The organism is Burkholderia sp. BCC1999, assembly GCF_905339975.1.
In the GTDB taxonomy this organism is placed as follows: Bacteria; Pseudomonadota; Gammaproteobacteria; order Burkholderiales; family Burkholderiaceae; genus Burkholderia.
The window spans coordinates 30505-49627 of record NZ_CAJPHP010000016.1 but is presented as its reverse complement, the minus strand read 5'-3'; the positions used below and the strand labels follow the sequence as shown (position 1 = coordinate 49627).

The window sequence follows — 19123 nt, the reverse complement described above, 5'->3', positions numbered from 1 at the left end:
CGGTTTGATCAACGGGCGCCGCAACGCGCGGCCCGGGCGATGATTCTTTACTTACAGCGGCGGCTCGACGGGGCGGCGGGCGGGCGCCGGAGCCGGCGCCGGAGGCGCCACGACGCCCATCGAGACGATGTACTTGAGCGCGGCATCGACCGACATGTCGAGTTCGATGACTTCGCTCTTCGGCAGCATCAGGAAGAAGCCCGACGTCGGGTTCGGCGTCGTCGGGATATACACGCTCACGTATTCTTCCGTCAGATGATTGAGCACGTCGCCGCCGGGCGTGCCGGTCAGAAACGCGATCGTATACGAGCCGCGGCGCGGATATTCGATCAGCAGCGCCTTGCGGAACGCGTTGCCGCTACTCGACAGCAGCGTGTCCGACACCTGCTTGACGCTCGTGTAGATCGGCCCCACGACCGGGATGTGACGCACGACCGCGTTCCACCAGGTGACGAGCTTCTGGCCGACGAAATTCCGCGTGGCCAGACCGACGACGAAGATGAACGCAAGCGTCAGCACCGCGCCGATCCCCGGCAGATGGAAGCCGAGCATCCGCTCGGGCTGCCACGATTCGGGCAGCAGGAGCAGCGTCTGGTCCATCGTGCCGATGATGAGGCCGAGCACCCACAGCGTGATCGCGAGCGGGACGAGAACCAGCAGGCCGGTCAGAAACACCGATTTCAGGGTCGTCTTTTTCATCATCTGCCGTCAATGAACCGCGCCGGCGGCGGCGCGGGGTGGTCGCGGCCCGGTCGGACCGCGACGGTCAACTACTGGCGGCGGGCGCTGCAGCCGGGGCGGGCGCGGCGCTCGTCGACGTCGTGCTTTCGGAACTCGCAGCGGCCGGCGCGGCCGCTGCCGGCTCCGCCGCGGCGGGCGCCGCCGCAGCCGCGTCAGCCGACGCGGTCGCCGGCGCGCTGGCGCCACCCGAACCGCCGCGGAAATCGGTGACGTACCAACCCGAACCCTTCAACTGGAAGCCCGCGGCAGTGACCTGCTTGCGAAACGCATCCTTCCCGCATTCCGGGCACTGCGACAACGGCGCGTCGCTCATCTTCTGGAGCACGTCCTTCGCGAAACCACACGCTTCGCATCGATAGGCGTAGATCGGCATGATATTTTTCCCGCGGAAACTGGAAACAGCTTGCAAAACCTTGAATTATAGCCGAAACCCTGGCGCGATCCGGCAACGGCCGCTACGCCCGTGCATCAGCGGCGGCGCCACGTGAGCCAGCGCTCATGCCCTTCGAACACGGCCAGCGAATCGGTCACGGGCAAATCCTCGATCAACTCGAAGTGCGGCGCGAGCAGCGCATCGAGTTCCGCACGCTCGATTCCGAACGGCGGCCCCTTCGGTTTCGCCATCACGAAGAAATAGCCGGCCAGCAATCCGTCCACGGGCAACAGCTCGGCCATCCGTGCCGCGTAGCCCGTGCGCATGGCCGGCGGCAACGCGCACAGGAACGCGCGCTCGTACACCCACTGCACGTCGAACGGCGGCCGGTACGTAAAGAAATCGGCCTGCTCGACGACGTCCGCGTGCGCGCCGAGCTGCGCCTTCGCGGCAGCCACCGCCTGCGCGGCGAAATCGATCGCGCGCACGGGCCACCCGGCCTGTGCGAGCCACCCGGCCTCCTGCGCACTGCCGCAGCCGGGAATCAGCACCGTGCACGGCTCGAGCCGATGCGCAAACGCGCGAAAGCCCTCGGGCACGCCGCCGAATTCCCACGGCGTCACGCCACGCTCGAAGCGCTCGTCCCAGAACGACGCGTTGCCGGGGTCGCGCGTCGCGAAATCGGCGGCCGTCGGTGCAGCCGGTTGCTTCGGATCGGACATCGCGTTGCTCCTTTCGGTCAGGCGCCGTACGCGAGCGCGAACAGCACGCGCGCAGCCAGCGCGCCGACGCCGACCGACAGGCCGAAGATCAGCAGCGCCTGCAACAGCCTGTTGGTACGTTTCTGCTCGACGAGGATCTGGCGCATCAGGTCCTCGCTCGCGGCGCGCGGTGCGTCATGGCGCGCGGCCATCGCGTGATGGATCAGGCGCGGCAGTTGCGGCAGCGTCTTGCTCCACTGCGGCGCCTCGACCTTGAAGCGCTCGTACCAGCCGCGCAGGCCGATCTGCTCGGTCATCCAGCGCTCGAGGTACGGCTTCGCGGTCTTCCACAGGTCGAGCTCGGGGTCGAGCGAGCGGCCGAGCCCTTCGACGTTCAGCATCGTCTTCTGCAGCAGCACGAGCTGCGGCTGGATCTCGACGTTGAAGCGGCGCGACGTCGAGAACAGGCGCATCAGCACCTGGCCGAGCGAAATATCTTTCAGCGCACGATCGAAATACGGCTCGCACACCGCGCGAATCGCGCTTTCGAGTTCTTCGACGCGCGTCTCGGGCGGCACCCAGCCCGATTCGAGGTGCAGCGTCGCGACGCGGTGGTAGTCGCGCTTGAAGAACGCGAGGAAGTTCTGCGCGAGGTAGTTCTTGTCGAAATCGGACAGCGCGCCGACGATCCCGAAATCGAGCGCGATATAGCGCCCGAACGTACTCGGGTCGAGGCTCACCTGGATGTTGCCGGGGTGCATGTCCGCATGGAAGAAGCCATCGCGGAACACCTGGGTGAAGAAGATCTCGACGCCTTCGCGCGCGAGCTTCTTGATGTCGACGCCGGCCGAGCGCAGCGTCTCGACCTGGCTGATCGGCACACCCGTCATGCGCTCCATCACGAGCACCTGCGACGTCGAGAAATCCCAGAACATCTCGGGCACGAGCAGCAGGTCGAGGCCCGCGAAGTTGCGGCGCAGCTGGCTGCCGTTCGCGGCCTCGCGCATCAGGTCGAGTTCGTCGTGCAGGTACTTGTCGAATTCGGCGACGACCTCGCGCGGCTTCAGGCGGCGGCCGTCGGCCCACATGCGCTCCGTCCAGATGGCGATGTCGCGCATCAGCGCGAGATCCGAGTCGATCACGGACAGCATGTTCGGGCGCAGCACCTTCACCGCAACGGCCTTGCCCGCATGCACGCCCTGCTTCAGCTTCGCGAAATGCACCTGCGCGATCGACGCGCTCGCGATCGGCTCACGCTCGAATTCGTCGAACAGCTCGTCGACCGGCGCACCGAGCGACTTCTCGATGATCGAGATCGCGACGGCCGAATCGAACGGCGGCACCTGGTCCTGCAGTTTCGCGAGTTCGTTCGCGAAATCGACCGACAGCAGGTCGCGACGCGTCGACAGCACCTGGCCGAACTTCACGAAGATCGGGCCGAGGCTTTCGAGCGCGTGACGCAGCCGCACGGCGGGCGGATCGGAATAACGGCGGCCGATCGTCGTGATCCGCAACAGCAGCTTCACGCGCCGGTCGTCGATCCGGGACAGCATCACTTCGTCGAGACCGAAGCGGATGACGGTGTAGACAATCTTGATGAAACGGAAAATGCGCATGCCCTGCGGCCCTCAGTGCGCGCCGCGCGGGCCTGGGCCCGTGCGCGCGCCGATTTTTTGTTCGAGTCGCTCGACCCGCTTTTCGACCCGCGCGAGCGCATCGCGTGCGCGCGCCAGTTCGGCGTCGAAGCCGCCGAGCGACGTGCGCCGGACGACTTGCGGGTTCTCGTCGAGCCAGTATTCGGCGACGGAATCGAGCACGTTGCGGCCGGTGCGTCGCGCGCGCGAACCGGCGTCGCGCACGACCGTCGCGATCCGGTATGCCGCCGCGTCGCCGACCAGCTTCGCGAGATCTTCTTCAGGTTCCCAGCGCAAGTGCTCGGCCAGCTTCGCGATCTGCGTCGCGAATTCCGCGTCGCCCTCGATCTTCACGTGCTTCATCACGGCCGCCTGGCCGCCCTGCAGGAACGCGGCGACCGTGTCGCCGGCGAGCGCGATCGACACGTCGACCTGTTGCGCATCGTGCGCGTCGACGGCCGACAGATAGCCGTCGGGCTGCACCAGCAGCGTGAGCGTCACGGGGGGCACGTCGATCCGGGCAGTCTTGCCCGCATAAGGAATCAGGCGGTCGCGCGCCCATGATTCGCGCGCGAGCAGGTGATTGACAGCAGCAGCAAATGGCTTGGCGGCAAAGGTCATCGGGCTGGGAAAGAAAAAACCCGCGCAGGCCGGGCGCCCACGCGGGTTTCTATTGTAACGTCGGATCGTCGGCAGACCGTGCCTGACCGCACACCCGGGCGGCAAGCGGTCGCAGTGCGGCGGCCGTCGTCCGGGTGCCCGGCGGCGTGGGCCGCCGGGCACGCTCAGTGCGTGTTGATCTGCTGGATACCCGCGAGCAGCCAGCCCTGGCTGCCCGACTTCGACAGGTTCCACACCTCGTCGAACGGTGCGACCGACGCGCTCGCCGATTCGCGGATCAGGCCGTGGAAACGCACGCTCGCCGATTGCTCGATGCCGCGATCCTCGATGGCAACCAGTTCCGCGTCGAGCTGCACGACGTCGGTCTGGTTCGCCTCGTTGCCGCGCGAATCGAGGTCGATCTTGATTTCGGCGAACATTTCGGGCGTCGTGAACTCGCGGATGTCGGCCAGGTTGCCCTGATCCCACGCCGCCTGCAGGCGCACGAAGTAGACCTTCGCGCTGCGCAGGAACGCTTCGGAATCGAAGCCGGCCGGCACCTGGAGCGGTGCCGCCGTAGCCGCTGCCGCGCCGGCGGCCGCTGCACCGCCGCCGAACACGCCCTGCGCTTCGTTCGCATAGCTGCTGCCGCTGCCGGCATAGTTGCTGCCGGTATTGCCTTGCTGGAACGACGGGCTTTGCGAGTAGCCGCCCGACGACGACGCCGAGCCGCCGACCGAGTACGCCGGCTCTTGCGGGCGACGGCGGTTCATGAACTTGCGGATCAGCCAGATGCCGACCATCGCGAGCAGCGCAATCACGATGACGTTCGCCATCATGCTCGCGAACGCGCCGCCGAGGCCGAAGTGCGACAGCAGCGCCGCGATGCCGAGACCGGCCGCGAGGCCGGCGATCGGCCCGAGCCAGCGCGAGCGGTTGGGCTGCGCGGCCGGCGTGGGCGTGGCCGGATTCGCACGCTGCGCCTGCGACGGCGCGGCCTGCTGCATCGGCTGCTGCGCGGGCGGCGTGGCCTGGCGCTGCGTGACGGTGGAATTCTGCCGGCCGATGCTGCGCCCGCCGCCCATGCGCTTGGCTTCAGCGTCGAGCGATGCGAACGTGCCGGCCGTGAGCAGGCCGACCATCAGCAGCGTGCCGACCCGTCGAGCCCACGGCTTCGACGGCTTGCTACGGTTGAACAACGAACGCGTTTCGGACATCAGCTTCTCCAGATGTAAGGCGAATGTATGGAAAGAACCCCTTAGTACTTGGTTCCTAGGTGTAAAGCTACCACGCCACCTGACAAATTGTAATATTTGACGGCATCGAGGCCCGCTTGTTCCATCATCGTCTTCAGCGTGTCCTGATCGGGGTGCATCCGGATAGATTCAGCAAGATACCGGTAACTTTCAGCATCTTTCGCGAACTTGTCACCAAGCCACGGTAATACTTTGAAAGAATACAGATCGTACGCTTTTTTCAGCGGATCCCAGACTTTCGAGAATTCCAGCACCATCACGCGGCCGCCGGGCTTCGTCACGCGGCGCATCTCTGCCAGCGCGGCATCCTTGTGCGTCATGTTGCGCAGCCCGAACGCGACCGTGACCACATCGAAGTAGTTGTCCGGAAAGGGAATTTTCTCCGCGTCGCACAGCAGCGACGGCGTCACGATCCCCTTGTCGAGCAGCCGGTCGCGGCCGACGCGCAGCATCGATTCGTTGATGTCCGTATGCCAGACCTCGCCCGTCGGCCCGGCCGCCTTCTTGAAAGATTTCGTCAGGTCGCCGGTGCCGGCCGCGATATCGAGCACCTTGAAACCGGGGCGCACGTTCGCCTGCGCGATCGTGAACGCCTTCCACGCGCGGTGCATGCCCGCCGACATCAGGTCGTTCATCAGATCGTAGTTGCTCGCGACCGAATGGAACACCCCCGCCACTTTCTTCGCTTTTTCGTTTTCCTCGACGCTTTCGAAGCCGAAGTGGGTTTTGCTCATCGCGTTGATCCTCAGTAAATGGCAAGACGGCGCCGAGCGGGCGCCGTCGATTTCAGTGGCAGTGGCCGTGCGACGCGGAGGCCGCCTGCATCGGGGCGTCGCGCTCGACGCCCGCTGCCTTCAATTTGTCGAAATAGTCGCGCCACAGCGCATCCTGCTGCGTCGCCAGTTCGTACAGCAGATCCCACGAGTAGATGCCGGTCGAATGGCCGTCGGAGAACGTCGGCTGCAGCGCGTAGTTGCCGACGCCCTCGAGCGCCGTGATCGTCACCTCGCGCTTGCCGGTCTGCAGCGTCTCCTGGCCGGGCCCGTGTCCGCGCACCTCGGCCGACGGCGAATAGACGCGCATCAGCTCGAACGGAATCCGGTAGCTGTCGCCGTTCGGGTACTGCAATTCGAGCACGCGCGACACCGCGTGCACGACGACGCCGGACGGAATCGGCGTCGTGGAAGTCAAACCGCTCATGGTTGCCTCGAATCGGTCATGCGTTGAATTTCCTCGCGCACCGCATTGTGCAGCAGCGAGGCCTGCGCGGCGCGCGTGCGCAACAGCGCCTCGGACACGCTGCGCTGGCGCGGCGCCCAGACGGGCTGCGGGAAGTGGGCGTCGTTGGAAAAGCGCGGGATCACGTGCCAGTGCACGTGCGGCACCATGTTGCCGAGGCTCGCGAGATTCACCTTGTTCGGCTGCATCACGCGGCGCACGGCCCGCTCGACCGCGTAGACCACGCGCATCAGGTGGGCCCGCTCGGATTCGCCGAGATCGGAGAACTCGGCCACGTGCGCGCCCCAGATCACCCGGCAGAAGCCCGGGTAGTCGTGCTCGCCCGTCGCGAGAACGACGCGCACCGCATCGTCCTGCCAGAGCAGATCGCCGCCGTCTTCACGGCAAAACACGCATTCCATCGTCGCTCCCATGTGGACAGGCGCCGGCATTGCCGCGCCGGCGCCCGCTCATTCCTGGCCCGGTCGGGCGGTCGTCATGCCCGCATTAGACCAGCACGCGCTCGATCCCGCCATTGTTGGCACGTGCGACATAATCGGCCATCCAGTTCTCGCCGAGCACCTGGCGCGCAATTTCGACCACGATGTAGTCGGCTTCGAGGTTCGCATCCTCGCTGTAGCGCGACAGGCCCTGCAGGCACGACGGGCAGCTCGTCAGGATCTTCACGTCCGGGCCGTTCGCGGCCGCGGCGGCCGGCGCCGGCGCATCGCCGGCCACGACGGGAATCGCGCGCAGCTTCGCGGCGCCCTTGCGGATCTCCTCTTCCTTGCGGAAGCGGACCTGCGTCGACACGTCCGGGCGCGTGACCGCGAGCGTGCCCGATTCGCCGCAACAGCGATCGTTCTTCTCGATCTTGTAGCCGTCCTTCTCCGCGCCCATCAGCTCGTTGACGAGCTTCACCGGGTCGATCGTCTTGATCGGCGTGTGGCACGGGTCGTGATACATGTAGCGCGTGCCCGACACGCCGTCGAGCTTCATCCCCTTCTCGAGCAGGAACTCGTGGATGTCGATGATCCGGCAACCCGGGAAGATCTTGTCGAATTCGTAGCCCGCGAGCTGGTCGTAGCAGGTACCGCACGACACGACCACCGTCTTGATGTCGAGGTAGTTCAGCGTGTTCGCCACGCGGTGGAACAGCACGCGGTTGTCGGTGACGATCTTCTCGGCCTTGTCGTACTGGCCCGAGCCGCGCTGCGGATAGCCGCAGCACAGGTAGCCCGGCGGCAACACGGTCTGCACGCCGGCTTCCCACAGCATCGCCTGCGTCGCGAGGCCGACCTGCGAGAACAGGCGCTCGGAGCCGCAGCCCGGGAAGTAGAACACCGCTTCCGAATCGACGGTCGTCGACTTCGGGTTGCGGATGATCGGCACGATCTTGTTGTCCTCGATGTCGAGCAGCGCGCGCGCCGTCTTCTTCGGCAGGTTGCCCGGCATCTTCTTGTTGACGAAGTGGATCACCTGCTCGACGACGGGCGGCTTGCCGACCGTCGCGGGCGGGTGCTGCGTCTGCTTCGTCACGACCTTCTTCAGCATGTCGTTCGCGAAGCGCTGCACCTTGTAGCCGACGCCCATCATCGCACTGCGCGCGATGTTGATCGTCTGCGGATTGGTCGCGTTCAGGAAGAACATGCCCGCCGCATTGCCGGCGTTGAACTTCTTCTTGCCCATCTTGCGCAACAGGTTGCGCATGTTCATCGTGACGTCGCCGAAGTCGATCTTCACCGGGCACGGCGTCGCGCATTTGTGGCACACCGTGCAGTGGTCGGCCACGTCGTTGAACTCGTCCCAGTGCTTGATCGACACGCCGCGGCGCGTCTGCTCCTCGTACAGGAACGCCTCGACCAGCAGCGACGTCGCGAGGATCTTGTTGCGCGGGCTGTACAGCAGGTTCGCGCGCGGCACGTGCGTCGCGCACACCGGCTTGCACTTGCCGCAGCGCAGGCAGTCCTTCACCGAATCGGCGATCGCGCCGATGTCGGACTGCTGCATGATCAGCGATTCGTAGCCCATCAGCCCGAAGCTGGGCGTATAGGCGTTGCGCAGATCGGCGCCGTCGAGCAGCTTGCCCTTGTTGAAACGGCCGTTCGGGTCGACGCGCTGCTTGTACGCGCGGAATTCGGCGATCTCGTCGTCGGTCAGGAACTCGAGCTTCGTGATGCCGATCCCGTGCTCGCCGGAGATCACGCCGTCGAGCGAGCGCGCCAGCTTCATGATGCGTGCGACCGACGCGTGCGCGTCCTGCAGCATCTCGTAGTTGTCGGAGTTGACCGGGATGTTCGTGTGGACGTTGCCGTCGCCCGCGTGCATGTGCAGCGCGACGAACACGCGGCCGCGCAGCACGCGCTTGTGGATCGCCTGCGCTTCGTCGAGGATCTGCTTGAACGCGCCGCCGTTGAAGATCGCGCGCAGTTCCGCGCGGATCTCCTGCTTCCACGAGATGCGGACCGTGCGGTCCTGCGTGATGTGGAACACGGTCGCGCCCGGCTGCTCGTCCGCGCGATCCGCGAACTTCTCGGCGAGCGCTTCGTAGCCGAGCTGCACGAGATAGTGCTGCGCCTCGCGCAGCGGCTGGTCGAGCCGGTCGCGCACGAATTCCCAGCGTGCGCGCACGCGCTTGAGCAACTCCAGCGCCTGCTGCACGCGATCTTCCAGCAGTTCGGCGCTCGGGATCTCGTTCGCGTCGTCGGTCTTGCCGAGCGGCAGGTTGCCGCCGCGGAAGAACGCTTCGAGCGCATCGACGAGCTGCAGCTTGTTCTTCAGCGACAGCTCGATGTTGATCCGCTCGATGCCGTCGGTGTACTCGCCCATCCGGTTCAGCGGGATCACGACGTCTTCGTTGATCTTGAACGCGTTCGTGTGCTTCGCGATCGCGGCCGTGCGGCTGCGGTCGAGCCAGAAGCGCTTGCGCGCCTCCGCGCTGATCGCGACGAAGCCTTCGCCGCTCTTGCCGTTCGCCATCCGGATCACTTCGGACGTCGCGTGCGCGACCGCGTCGGCGTCATCGCCGACGATGTCGCCGATCAGCACCATCTTCGGGAACGCATTGCGCTTGCTCTTGGTCGCGTAGCCGACCGCGCGCAGGTAGCGCTCGTCGAGGTGCTCGAGGCCCGCGAGGATCGCGCCGCCCTGCTTCGACGTTTCGAACAGGTAATCCTTGATCTCGACGATGCTCGGGATCGCCTCGCGCGCCTGGCCGAAGAACTCGAGGCAGACGGTTCGCGTGTGCGCGGGCATCTTGTGCAGCACCCAGCGCGCGGACGTGATGAGCCCGTCGCAGCCTTCCTTCTGCACGCCCGGCAGGCCGGCGAGGAATTTGTCGGTGACGTCCTTGCCGAGCCCTTCCTTGCGGAACCGGCGGCCTTCGATCTCGAGCATCTCGGTCTTCAGCAGCTTCTCGCCCGGCGCGTACGCACCGTCGAACCACTTCAGCTCGAAGCGCGCGACTGCGATGTCGTGGATCTTGCCCTGGTTGTGCTCGTGGCGCGTGACTTCGAGCCAGTTGCCGTCCGGGTCGACCATCCGCCACCAGGCCAGGTTGTCGAGCGCGGTGCCCCACAGCACGGCCTTCTTGCCGCCCGCATTCATTGCGACGTTGCCGCCGATGCACGATGCGTCGAGCGACGTCGGATCGACCGCGAATACGTAGCCGGCCGCTTCGGCCGCCTCGGTCACGCGGCGCGTGACGACGCCCGCGCCGGAGAAAATCGTCGGCACCTTGTGCGCGACGCCCGGCAGTTCGGTCAGCTCGACCGCGCCGAGCTGTTCGAGTTTTTCGGTGTTGATGACGGCGGAGAACGGCGTGAGCGGCACCGCGCCGCCCGTGTAGCCGGTACCGCCGCCACGCGGGATCACGGTCAGGCCGAGCTCGAAGCACGCCTTGATCAGCGCCGCGATCTCGGCTTCGGTGTCGGGCGTCAGCACGACGAACGGGTATTCGACGCGCCAGTCGGTCGCGTCGGTCACGTGCGACACGCGCGACAGGCCGTCGAAGCGGATATTGTCCTTCTCCGTGCAGCGGCCGAGCGCCTTGGTCGCGCGGCGGCGCAGGTCGGCCATCTTCTCGAATTCGTCGGCGAACTCGTTGACCGCGCGCTGTGCGGCGGTTTCGAGCATCTCGACGCGCGATGCGCGCTCGCGGCCCGCGTCGTCGCGGTGCTCGGTGAGATCCGCGCTGCGGCGCTTGCCGATCTCGGTCAGGCGGTGGTTCAGCGCCTCGATCAGCAGCGCGCGGCGCTTCGGGTTGTCGAGCAGGTCGTCCTGCAGGTACGGATTGCGGCGCACGACCCAGATGTCGCCGAGCACTTCATACAGCATCCGTGCCGAGCGGCCCGTGCGGCGCTCGGCACGCAGTTCGTCGAGCACCGACCACGCCTCCTCGCCGAGCAGGCGGATCACGATCTCGCGATCCGAGAAGGACGTGTAGTTATAGGGAATCTCGCGCAAGCGGGGCGCGGGGTCAGCGGCGACGGCGGCGGCCGCGCCATGCGGATCGAAAACTTGTGGTGCGTTCATGTTCGGACGACTCGGAGGGCCGATACACCGTGCACGGGCGTCGGCAAGCGCGTGGGCGCAATCTTGGGGAAATCTGTTCTGTTACCAGGCGCGCGGCTGTCCTTCATGGGGCCGGAGCGGGCGACTTGCCCCTCCTGGCCGGCGACAGGGCCTGGCGGCACTCGGAACGATCAGCACGATCGCGCGCGGCGCGCATGCCGTTCGGCCGCGGGGCTGGCTGCGCGCAGCGTCGGCTTCAACGGTGCGATCCGAGGGTGCCTCTGCATCTTCCGATCCTTGATTCAAAACGGAATTCTAACCCATGATCGGGCCATCCGTGACACGCCGGACAGGTCGTGGGGCTATCGCCTCCAGCCGCGCCGGGCGGGGTTCGGCGCGGTTTCGTGCGATCATTCGCCGCCCGTCCGGTCGGTAACCGTACGGTTAAGCCGGTAAAAAAAGGACGTTTCGTGTCGCGCACGCCCCCTGCGCGCGCCGCCGCGACCGCTCGCCCGGCATGCCGCTTGCATGCGGGCGGACCCTTGGCGCTATCATTGATCCTTTACCGTCTGCTTCCGCACTGCACGCGAGCGCCCATGGCACCCCACGATTACCTGAAAAAAATCCTCACCGCGCGCGTCTACGACGTCGCGATCGAGACGGAACTCGAACCCGCCCGCAACCTGTCGGCCCGGCTGCACAATGCCGTCTACCTGAAGCGCGAGGACAACCAGCCGGTGTTCTCGTTCAAGCTGCGCGGCGCGTACAACAAGATGGCGCACATTCCGGCCGACGCGCTCGCGCGCGGCGTGATTACGGCGTCGGCCGGCAATCACGCGCAGGGTGTCGCCTTCTCGGCAGCCCGGATGGGCGTGAAGGCCGTGATCGTCGTGCCGGTCACGACGCCGCAGGTGAAGGTCGATGCGGTGCGCGCGCACGGCGGCCCGAGCGTCGAGGTGATCCAGGCGGGCGAATCGTACAGCGACGCGTATGCGCACGCGGTCAAGGTGCAGCAGGAGCGCGACCTCACGTTCGTCCACCCGTTCGACGATCCGTACGTGATCGCCGGCCAGGGCACGATCGCGATGGAGATCCTGCGCCAGCACCAGGGCCCGATCCACGCGATCTTCGTGCCGATCGGCGGCGGCGGGCTCGCGTCCGGCGTCGCCGCGTACGTGAAGGCCGTGCGCCCGGAGATCAAGGTCATTGGCGTGCAGGCCGAGGATTCGTGCGCGATGGCGCAGTCGCTGGACGCCGGCGAGCGCATCGAGCTGAGCGAGGTCGGCCTGTTCGCGGACGGCACGGCGGTGAAGCTCGTCGGCGAGGAAACCTTCCGGCTGTGCCGCGAATTCCTCGACGGCGTCGTAACGGTCAACACCGACGCGCTGTGCGCGGCGATCAAGGATGTATTCCAGGACACGCGCAGCGTGCTCGAGCCGTCCGGCGCGCTCGCGGTCGCGGGCGCGAAGCTGTACGCGGAACGCGAAGGAATCGAGAACCAGACGCTCGTCGCGGTCACGTCCGGCGCGAACATGAACTTCGACCGGATGCGCTTCGTGGCCGAACGCGCGGAAGTCGGCGAGGCGCGCGAAGCCGTGTTCGCGGTCACGATCCCCGAGGAACGCGGCAGCTTCAAGCGCTTCTGCTCGCTCGTCGGCGACCGCAACGTCACCGAGTTCAACTACCGGATCGCCGATGCGCAGTCCGCGCACATCTTCGTCGGCGTGCAGATCAAGCGGCGCGGCGAATCGGCGGAGATCGCCGCGAACTTCGAGTCGCACGGTTTCAAGAGCGTCGACCTGACGCACGACGAGCTGTCGAAGGAACACATCCGCTACATGGTCGGCGGCCGCTCGCCGCTCGCGCTCGACGAGCGCCTGTTCCGCTTCGAATTCCCGGAGCGGCCGGGCGCGCTGATGAAGTTCCTGTCGTCGATGGCGCCGGACTGGAACATCAGCCTGTTCCACTATCGTAACCAGGGCGCGGATTACAGCTCGATCCTCGTCGGGCTGCAGGTGCCGCAGGCCGATCGCGCCGAATTCGAACGCTTCCTCGCGGCACTCGGCTATCCGTATGTCGAAGAGAGCGCCAACCCGGCTTACCGCCTCTTCCTGTCGTAAAGGCGTCACACGATGAATCCCGAACATTCCCCGCTCGGCAAGGCCACCGTCTACGCGGCGCAGTACGACGCGTCGCTGCTGTTCCCGATCCCGCGCGCCGGTGCGCGCGAGCAGCTCGGCATCACGTCGGCGCTGCCGTTCTTCGGCACCGACATCTGGAACGCATACGAGCTGTCGTGGCTCAATGCACGCGGCAAGCCGCAGGTCGCGGTCGCAACGTTCTATGTGCCGGCCGAATCGCCGGCCATCGTCGAATCGAAGTCGTTCAAGCTGTATCTCGGCTCGTTCGCGCAGTCGAAGTTCGACTCGATCGACGCGGTGCGCGACGTGCTGAAACGCGACGTGTCGGCCGCATGCGGCGCGACCGTGTCGGTGCAGCTCGTGTCGGCGCACGATTTCGGCAAGCTCGAGATGGACGAGCTCGACGGGCTGTCGCTCGACCGCCTCGACCTCGATACCGACATCTACGAACCCGATCCGTCGCTGCTGTCGGCAGCCGAGGACGAAGCGCCGGTCGAGGAGACGCTCGTGTCCGACCTGCTGCGCTCGAACTGCCCGGTCACGGGCCAGCCCGACTGGGGCAGCGTGCAGGTCCACTACGTCGGGCCGCAGATCGACCACGCGGGCCTGTTGCGCTACATCATCTCGTTCCGCAATCACACGGGCTTTCACGAGCAGTGCGTCGAGCGGATCTTCCTCGACATCCTGCATGCGTGCAAACCGGTGAAACTCGCGGTGTACGCGCGCTATACGCGTCGCGGCGGGCTCGACATCAACCCGTTCCGCACCAACTACAACCAGCCGATGCCGGACAACGCACGCACCGCGCGGCAGTGACGACGGCGGGTGACCGCCGCAGTTCGCAGTGCCCGATTGGCGACGCGTGGCCGCCACCCCGGACAAAACGGCCCGACCGGATTCAACCGGCCGGGCCGTTTTTCATTGCGCGCGGGAGCGCGGACGGCCCGCGCTCACCCGCTTGCCGGCCGCTCCGGCAGGATCTCCACCAGGCGCAGCAGGTAACCGTCGGGATCCTGTACCAGCATCTCGATCTGGCCATGCTCGATCTCGTCCTCCCGATACCAGGACGTACGCGGCTCGACGAACAGCGTCACGCCCGCGGCGCGAATCCTGTCGAGAATGGGGTCGAGCGCATCGACCTCGATCTGAAAATTGATCCCGCGCCCGAACGGCGGCTCAAGCGGGCCGGTCAGCCAGCCCTCCGGGCTGTACTGCTCGAGCATCAACTGAGCCCGCCCGATTTCAAGATAGGCGAAGCCGTCTTCGGGACGCTCGAAGCGAATCCGGAATCCCAGCACGTCACGATAGAAGCGAATGCTTCCGGCAAGGTCCGAGCAGATCAGCTCCGGCACCAGCGCAGCCCATTCCATGTATTTCCCGTCCGTATGGTCATGCGGCACATTACATGAACCGGCGGGTGGCGTTGCGGCGGTTGCCGCCGCAGGAGTGTCGAGCAACGGTCGAACCGTGCGCGGCACATGACAAAACGGGCCCGGCGCACGTAAATGCGCCGGGCCCGTTGCGTAGCGGCTCGCCGTTGCGGCGTTACTTCGCCGGCGCCTTGTACGCGATGCAGTCGACTTCGACCTTGCAGTCGATGACCATGCTCGACTGCACGCACGCGCGTGCCGGCGGATGCTCGCCGAAGTACGACACGAACACCTTGTTGAACGACGCGAAATCGCGCGCGTCGTCGAGCCACACGCCGCAGCGCACGACGTGTTCGAGGCCGTAGCCGGCTTCCTTCAGGATCGCGATCACGTTCTCGATCGTCTGCTTCGACTGCGTGACGATCCCGCCTTCGACGACCTCGCCGTTCACCATCGGCGTCTGGCCCGACACGTACAGCCAGCCGTCGGCCTCGACCGCACGCGCGAACGGCATCACCTGGCCGCCGGTTCCCTTCGCTTCGCCCACGCCATATCGCTTCATCGTTTCACTCCTCACATTTCGGTTACGGATGCGCGCGCCGGCTGCGGCACGCGCGGAAGATCGGAACAACCGCCGCGCTCAGAACGCGGCGTCGGCACTCGCCGCCACGCGCTCGCCGCGCGCGACGAAGCCGCCGGCGCGCTCGCCGGTCGGCTGGCCGTTTTCATAAGTCAGCACGCCGTTCACCCACACCGCGTCGATCCCGTGCGCGGGCTGCTGCGGTTTCTCGAACGTCGCCGCGTCGATCACGCGCGCCGGATCGAACAGCACGAGATCGGCGTGGTAGCCGACCTGCACTTCGCCGCGCTTCGCGATCCCGTAGCGGCGCGCCGACAGCGACGTCATCTTGCGAATCGCCTCCTCGAGCGGCAGCAGGTTCGTGTCGCGCACGTAATGGCCGAGCACGCGCGGGAACGCCCCCCACAGCCGCGGATGCGGCAGCGGATCGTTCGGCAGGCCGTCGGAGCCGACCATCGTCGCGGGGTGCGACAGGATCCGGCGCACGTCGTCCTCCGACATGTTGTGGTACACGGCGCCGGCCGGGCGGATGCGCTGCGCGGCTTCCTGCTCGGTCACGCCCCAGTCGGCCGCGATCGCCTTCAGCAGCTTGCCCGCGACTTCCGGGTGCGGCTCCGACCACGTGATCGTGATGTCGATGTCGCCCGTCACCTGCTTCAGGTCGAGCGTCGACGAGCTGCGGCTGTACGGATAGCAGTCGCAGCCGACCGGCTGGTAACGACGCGCGCCTTCGAGCGAGGCGAGCACCTCGGTGCTGCGCCCCCAGTTCGACGGGCCCGCGCATTTCAGGTGCGAAATCACGACCGGCACGCGCGCATGGCGGCCGACCTGGTACGCCTCCTCCATCGCATCGAGGATCGCGTCGAATTCGGTACGCATGTGCGTCGTGTACAGCGCGCCGGCTTTCGCAAGCGGCTCGGCGAGCGCCATCACTTCCTCGGCCGGCGCCGCGAACGCGGAGCCGTACGCGAGGCCCGACGACAGGCCGAGTGCGCCGTTCGCGAGCGCCTCTTCAAGTTGCGCGCGCATCCCGGCGATCTCGCCGTCGGTCGCCGCGCGGTCGAGGCGGTCCATCTGGTTGTTGCGCAGCGCCGTATGACCGACGAGCGCCGCGACGTTGACGGCCGGATGCGCGGCGTTCACGGCCGCGACGTAATCGGCGAAGGTCGGGTACTGGAACGCGCCGCGCTCGCCGAGCAGATTCATCGGATCGGGCGGATCGCCGGCGAGCGTGACCGGCGATGCGCTGATCCCGCAGTTGCCGACGATCACGGTCGTCACGCCCTGCGAAATCTTCGGGATCATCTCCGGCGCGCGGATCACGTGCGTGTCGTCGTGCGTGTGCACGTCGACGAAGCCCGGCGCCAACGCGCGACCGTTCGCATCGACGACGTTCTCGGCCAGCCAGTTCGACAGGTTGCCGATCGCGGCGATCTGGCCGTTGCGGATCGCGACGTCGCGCGTGACGGGCGGTGCGCCGGTGCCGTCGTACAGCTGCGCGCCGACGATCAGCGTATCGGCGGCTTCGGGATGCGAATGCATGGTCAGTCTCCTACCGGTTGACGGTCTCCGCCGCCGCGGTGCGCATCGAGCGCATGCTTGATGCGGCGCAGCGATTCTCGGCCCGCATCGCCGAGCCGCAATGCGACTCCGGTGACGAGCACGTCGATCGCCATCATCATCGCGTAACGCGATGTCGAAGGCTTGTAAATGAAATCGGTTTCGAATGCGACGACCGGGATCAGGTGGTCGGCGAGCTTCGCGAGCGGCGACGCCGGCGCGGTGATCGCGATCAGCTTCGCACCGTAGCGCTTCGCGAGCCGGCAGCTTTCGAGCAGCTCGGGCACGCGCCCGCTCACCGACAGCGCGACGACCACGGTGTCGCGCGACAGCGTCGCGGCCACCATGCGCTGCAGCACGCTGTCCTGATAGCTCGCGACCGGCCGGCCGAAGCGCACGAGCCGGAAGCGCAGCTCGTCGGCGAGCGCGGTGGAGCCGCCGCCCTGCCCGTACACGTACGTCATCTTCGCGCCGGCGAGCAGGTCGGCCGCTGCCTCGAACGACGTGTTGCGCAGCAACTGATGGTTGTGCGCGAGCGCCACGCGGATCTCGTCGTAGACCATCGACGCGGGGCTCGCATCGTCGGCCGGCGCGTCGTCGGACGGCACCAGGAAGCGCTGGCCCACGGCCGCCGCCTGCGCGACGAGCACCTTCAGTTCGCGTACGTCGCGGCAGCCGACGGCTTTCGCGAAACGCGTGACCGTCGCGACGCTGACTTCCGCGTCGCGCGCGAGCGCGCCGATGCTCGCATGCGCGGCGCGCGCAAGATCGGCGAGGATGAACGCGGCGACCTTGCGCTCGGCTTCACGCAGCTCGGGCGCGCATTCGGCGATCCGCGCGACGATGTCGAGGACCGGCGCGGCGGCCGCAGCCGGCTGGAGCGGGGCCGCGAGCGGAGCGGACGGGGATGCGGGCGTATTCATCTGCGGATAAGGGTGCGAAGCTTGATGTTACTAAATAACATCACCGCGCAGATGCTACTTTCTGTACCATCTGCGTGTCAACTTCAGTGCAATGCATAGTGATGATGGAGCGGGATGACATGAAAGTTACAAACTATCAGGAAGCGACGATCGACCCGTTCGGCAAGGGTCTGGGCAATCTGCCGAGCGCGAGCGTGCCGCTCGGCGACGCAGGCCGGCTCGAATGGAACCTGCTCGCCGAAGACGTCAGCCTGCCGGCCGCCGTGCTTTACGAAGACCGCGTCGAACACAATCTGAACTGGATGCAGGCATTCGTCCAGAAGTATGGCGTGCAGTTCGCGCCGCACGGCAAGACGACGATGGCGCCGCAACTGTTCCGCCGCCAGCTCGACGCCGGCGCGTGGGGCATCACGCTCGCGACTGCGCACCAGACGCAGGCCGCGTATCACGGCGGCGTGCGGCGCGTGCTGCTCGCGAACCAGCTGGTCGGCCGCCAGAACATGACGATCATCGCCGGGCTGCTGTCGGATCCCGATTTCGAATTCTTCTGCCTCGTCGATTCCGCGGAAAGCGTCGACCAGCTCGGCCGCTTCTTCGGCGACGCGAAGAAATCGCTGAACGTGCTGATCGAGCTCGGCGTGCCGGGCGGCCGCGCGGGCGTGCGCGATGCCGCGCAGCGCGAGGCCGTGCTGGCCGCGATCGCGCGCTATCCGGACACGTTGAAGCTGGCCGGCATCGAACTCTATGAAGGCGTGCTGAAAGAGGAAGGCGAGATCCGCACGTTCCTGCAGGAAGCCGTCGCGCTCACGCGCGAACTCGCCGAGGCAGGCCGCTTCGCGCGCACGCCGGCGATCCTGTCCGGCGCCGGTTCGGCGTGGTACGACGTGGTCGCGGAAGAGTTCAGGAAGGCGTCCGACGCGGGCTTCGCGGAAGTCGTGCTGCGTCCGGGCTGCTACCTGACGCACGACGTCGGCATCTACAAGAAGGCGCAGACCGACGTGTTCGCACGCAACCCGATCGCGCGCACGATGGGCGAAGGGCTGCTGCCGGCGCTGCAGCTGTGGGCGTACGTGCAGTCGGTGCCGGAAGCCGACCGCGCGATCGTCGCGCTCGGCAAGCGCGACGCGGCGTTCGACGCGGGCCTGCCCGAGCCGGCGCGCCACTTCCGCCCGGGCCGCGACACCGCGCCGCGCGACGTCGCCGCGAGCGAAGGCTGGGCCGTGACCGGGATGATGGACCAGCACGCGTACCTGCAGATCCCGCCGGGCGCGGACGTGAAGGTCGGCGACATGGTCGCGTTCGACATCTCGCACCCGTGCCTGACGTTCGACAAGTGGCGCCAGGTGCTCGTGCTCGATCCGCAGTTCCGCGTGACGGAAGTCGTCGAAACGTTCTTCTGACGCCCATTGCGCGCCCCGCCCCGCCGCTCGCGCGGGGCGGCCGTCACGCGCGCTTCAATCTGCCGGAGTACACTGCGCTTTCGTCCTCGGGGCCCCTCGCGGCCGTTGCGCACG

At 66.8% G+C, this 19123-nt stretch carries 17 protein-coding genes; 3 read left to right on the top strand and 14 right to left on the bottom strand.

Going from position 1 to position 19123, the window contains the following annotated elements; genetic code table 11:
- Window positions 1-51 precede the first annotated feature (51 nt).
- The 10 genes from U5809_RS22970 to U5809_RS22925 form a co-directional block, all read right to left on the bottom strand.
- Entirely contained in the window at window positions 52-702 is a 651-nt protein-coding gene (locus U5809_RS22970) for a DUF502 domain-containing protein (protein ID WP_048242740.1), read from the bottom strand.
- 64 nt (window positions 703-766) lie between these two features.
- Entirely contained in the window at window positions 767-1114 is a 348-nt protein-coding gene (locus U5809_RS22965) for an FmdB family zinc ribbon protein (RefSeq protein ID WP_322088244.1), read from the bottom strand.
- 95 nt (window positions 1115-1209) lie between these two features.
- Entirely contained in the window at window positions 1210-1836 is a 627-nt protein-coding gene (locus tag U5809_RS22960) for an SAM-dependent methyltransferase (protein ID WP_322088243.1), read from the bottom strand.
- A 17-nt stretch (window positions 1837-1853) separates the two neighbouring features.
- Entirely contained in the window at window positions 1854-3431 is a 1578-nt protein-coding gene (gene ubiB, locus U5809_RS22955; RefSeq protein WP_322088242.1) for a ubiquinone biosynthesis regulatory protein kinase UbiB, read from the bottom strand.
- Window positions 3432-3443: 12 nt separating this feature from the next.
- Window positions 3444-4070 carry an SCP2 domain-containing protein gene (locus tag U5809_RS22950; RefSeq protein WP_322088241.1) on the bottom strand — a complete coding sequence of 209 codons (627 nt, stop codon included), beginning with the start codon at window positions 4068-4070 and terminating at the stop codon, window positions 3444-3446.
- A 164-nt stretch (window positions 4071-4234) separates the two neighbouring features.
- Window positions 4235-5266 (bottom strand): Tim44 domain-containing protein, encoded by a 1032-nt coding sequence (locus tag U5809_RS22945; protein ID WP_322088240.1) that lies wholly within the window; start codon window positions 5264-5266, stop codon window positions 4235-4237.
- Window positions 5267-5307: 41 nt separating this feature from the next.
- Window positions 5308-6039: a bifunctional demethylmenaquinone methyltransferase/2-methoxy-6-polyprenyl-1,4-benzoquinol methylase UbiE gene (ubiE, locus tag U5809_RS22940; protein ID WP_122946245.1), complete on the bottom strand. Its 732-nt coding sequence runs from the start codon at window positions 6037-6039 to the stop codon at window positions 5308-5310.
- Between the two features lie 52 nt (window positions 6040-6091).
- Complete coding sequence (locus tag U5809_RS22935) at window positions 6092-6505, bottom strand: gamma-butyrobetaine hydroxylase-like domain-containing protein (RefSeq protein WP_034188995.1); 414 nt, start codon at window positions 6503-6505, stop codon at window positions 6092-6094.
- Window positions 6502-6945 (bottom strand): HIT family protein, encoded by a 444-nt coding sequence (locus U5809_RS22930; protein ID WP_282507533.1) that lies wholly within the window; start codon window positions 6943-6945, stop codon window positions 6502-6504. The genes U5809_RS22935 and U5809_RS22930 overlap by 4 nt, the downstream gene beginning before the upstream one ends.
- A gap of 85 nt (window positions 6946-7030) precedes the next feature.
- Window positions 7031-11056 (bottom strand): DUF3683 domain-containing protein, encoded by a 4026-nt coding sequence (locus U5809_RS22925; protein WP_322088239.1) that lies wholly within the window; start codon window positions 11054-11056, stop codon window positions 7031-7033.
- Between the two features lie 575 nt (window positions 11057-11631).
- Here U5809_RS22925 and ilvA point away from each other — a divergent pair.
- Both ilvA and queF read left to right on the top strand, forming a co-directional pair.
- Window positions 11632-13155 carry a threonine ammonia-lyase, biosynthetic gene (gene ilvA / locus U5809_RS22920; protein ID WP_176050322.1) on the top strand — a complete coding sequence of 508 codons (1524 nt, stop codon included), beginning with the start codon at window positions 11632-11634 and terminating at the stop codon, window positions 13153-13155.
- Window positions 13156-13167: 12 nt separating this feature from the next.
- Window positions 13168-13992 carry an NADPH-dependent 7-cyano-7-deazaguanine reductase QueF gene (gene queF / locus U5809_RS22915; protein ID WP_282505955.1) on the top strand — a complete coding sequence of 275 codons (825 nt, stop codon included), beginning with the start codon at window positions 13168-13170 and terminating at the stop codon, window positions 13990-13992.
- Between the two features lie 134 nt (window positions 13993-14126).
- On the opposite strand, the gene U5809_RS22910 is transcribed toward queF, so the two are convergent.
- The 4 genes from U5809_RS22910 to U5809_RS22895 all read right to left on the bottom strand — a co-directional run bounded on the left by U5809_RS22910 (window position 14127) and on the right by U5809_RS22895 (window position 17609).
- The gene (locus U5809_RS22910; protein WP_322088238.1) at window positions 14127-14546 is read right to left on the bottom strand and encodes a VOC family protein; all 420 of its coding nucleotides are present in this window, start codon (window positions 14544-14546) and stop codon (window positions 14127-14129) included.
- Between the two features lie 175 nt (window positions 14547-14721).
- Window positions 14722-15108, bottom strand: coding sequence for a RidA family protein (locus U5809_RS22905; protein WP_006751946.1), 387 nt, complete (start codon window positions 15106-15108; stop codon window positions 14722-14724).
- A gap of 78 nt (window positions 15109-15186) precedes the next feature.
- Entirely contained in the window at window positions 15187-16668 is a 1482-nt protein-coding gene (locus U5809_RS22900; protein ID WP_176050325.1) for an N-acyl-D-amino-acid deacylase family protein, read from the bottom strand.
- 2 nt (window positions 16669-16670) lie between these two features.
- Window positions 16671-17609, bottom strand: a complete 939-nt coding sequence (locus U5809_RS22895) for a MurR/RpiR family transcriptional regulator (protein WP_322088237.1) — start codon at window positions 17607-17609, stop codon at window positions 16671-16673.
- A 119-nt stretch (window positions 17610-17728) separates the two neighbouring features.
- On the opposite strand from U5809_RS22895, the gene U5809_RS22890 reads away from it, so the two are divergent.
- Window positions 17729-19009: an amino acid deaminase gene (locus tag U5809_RS22890; protein WP_322088236.1), complete on the top strand. Its 1281-nt coding sequence runs from the start codon at window positions 17729-17731 to the stop codon at window positions 19007-19009.
- Window positions 19010-19123: the final 114 nt, after the last annotated feature.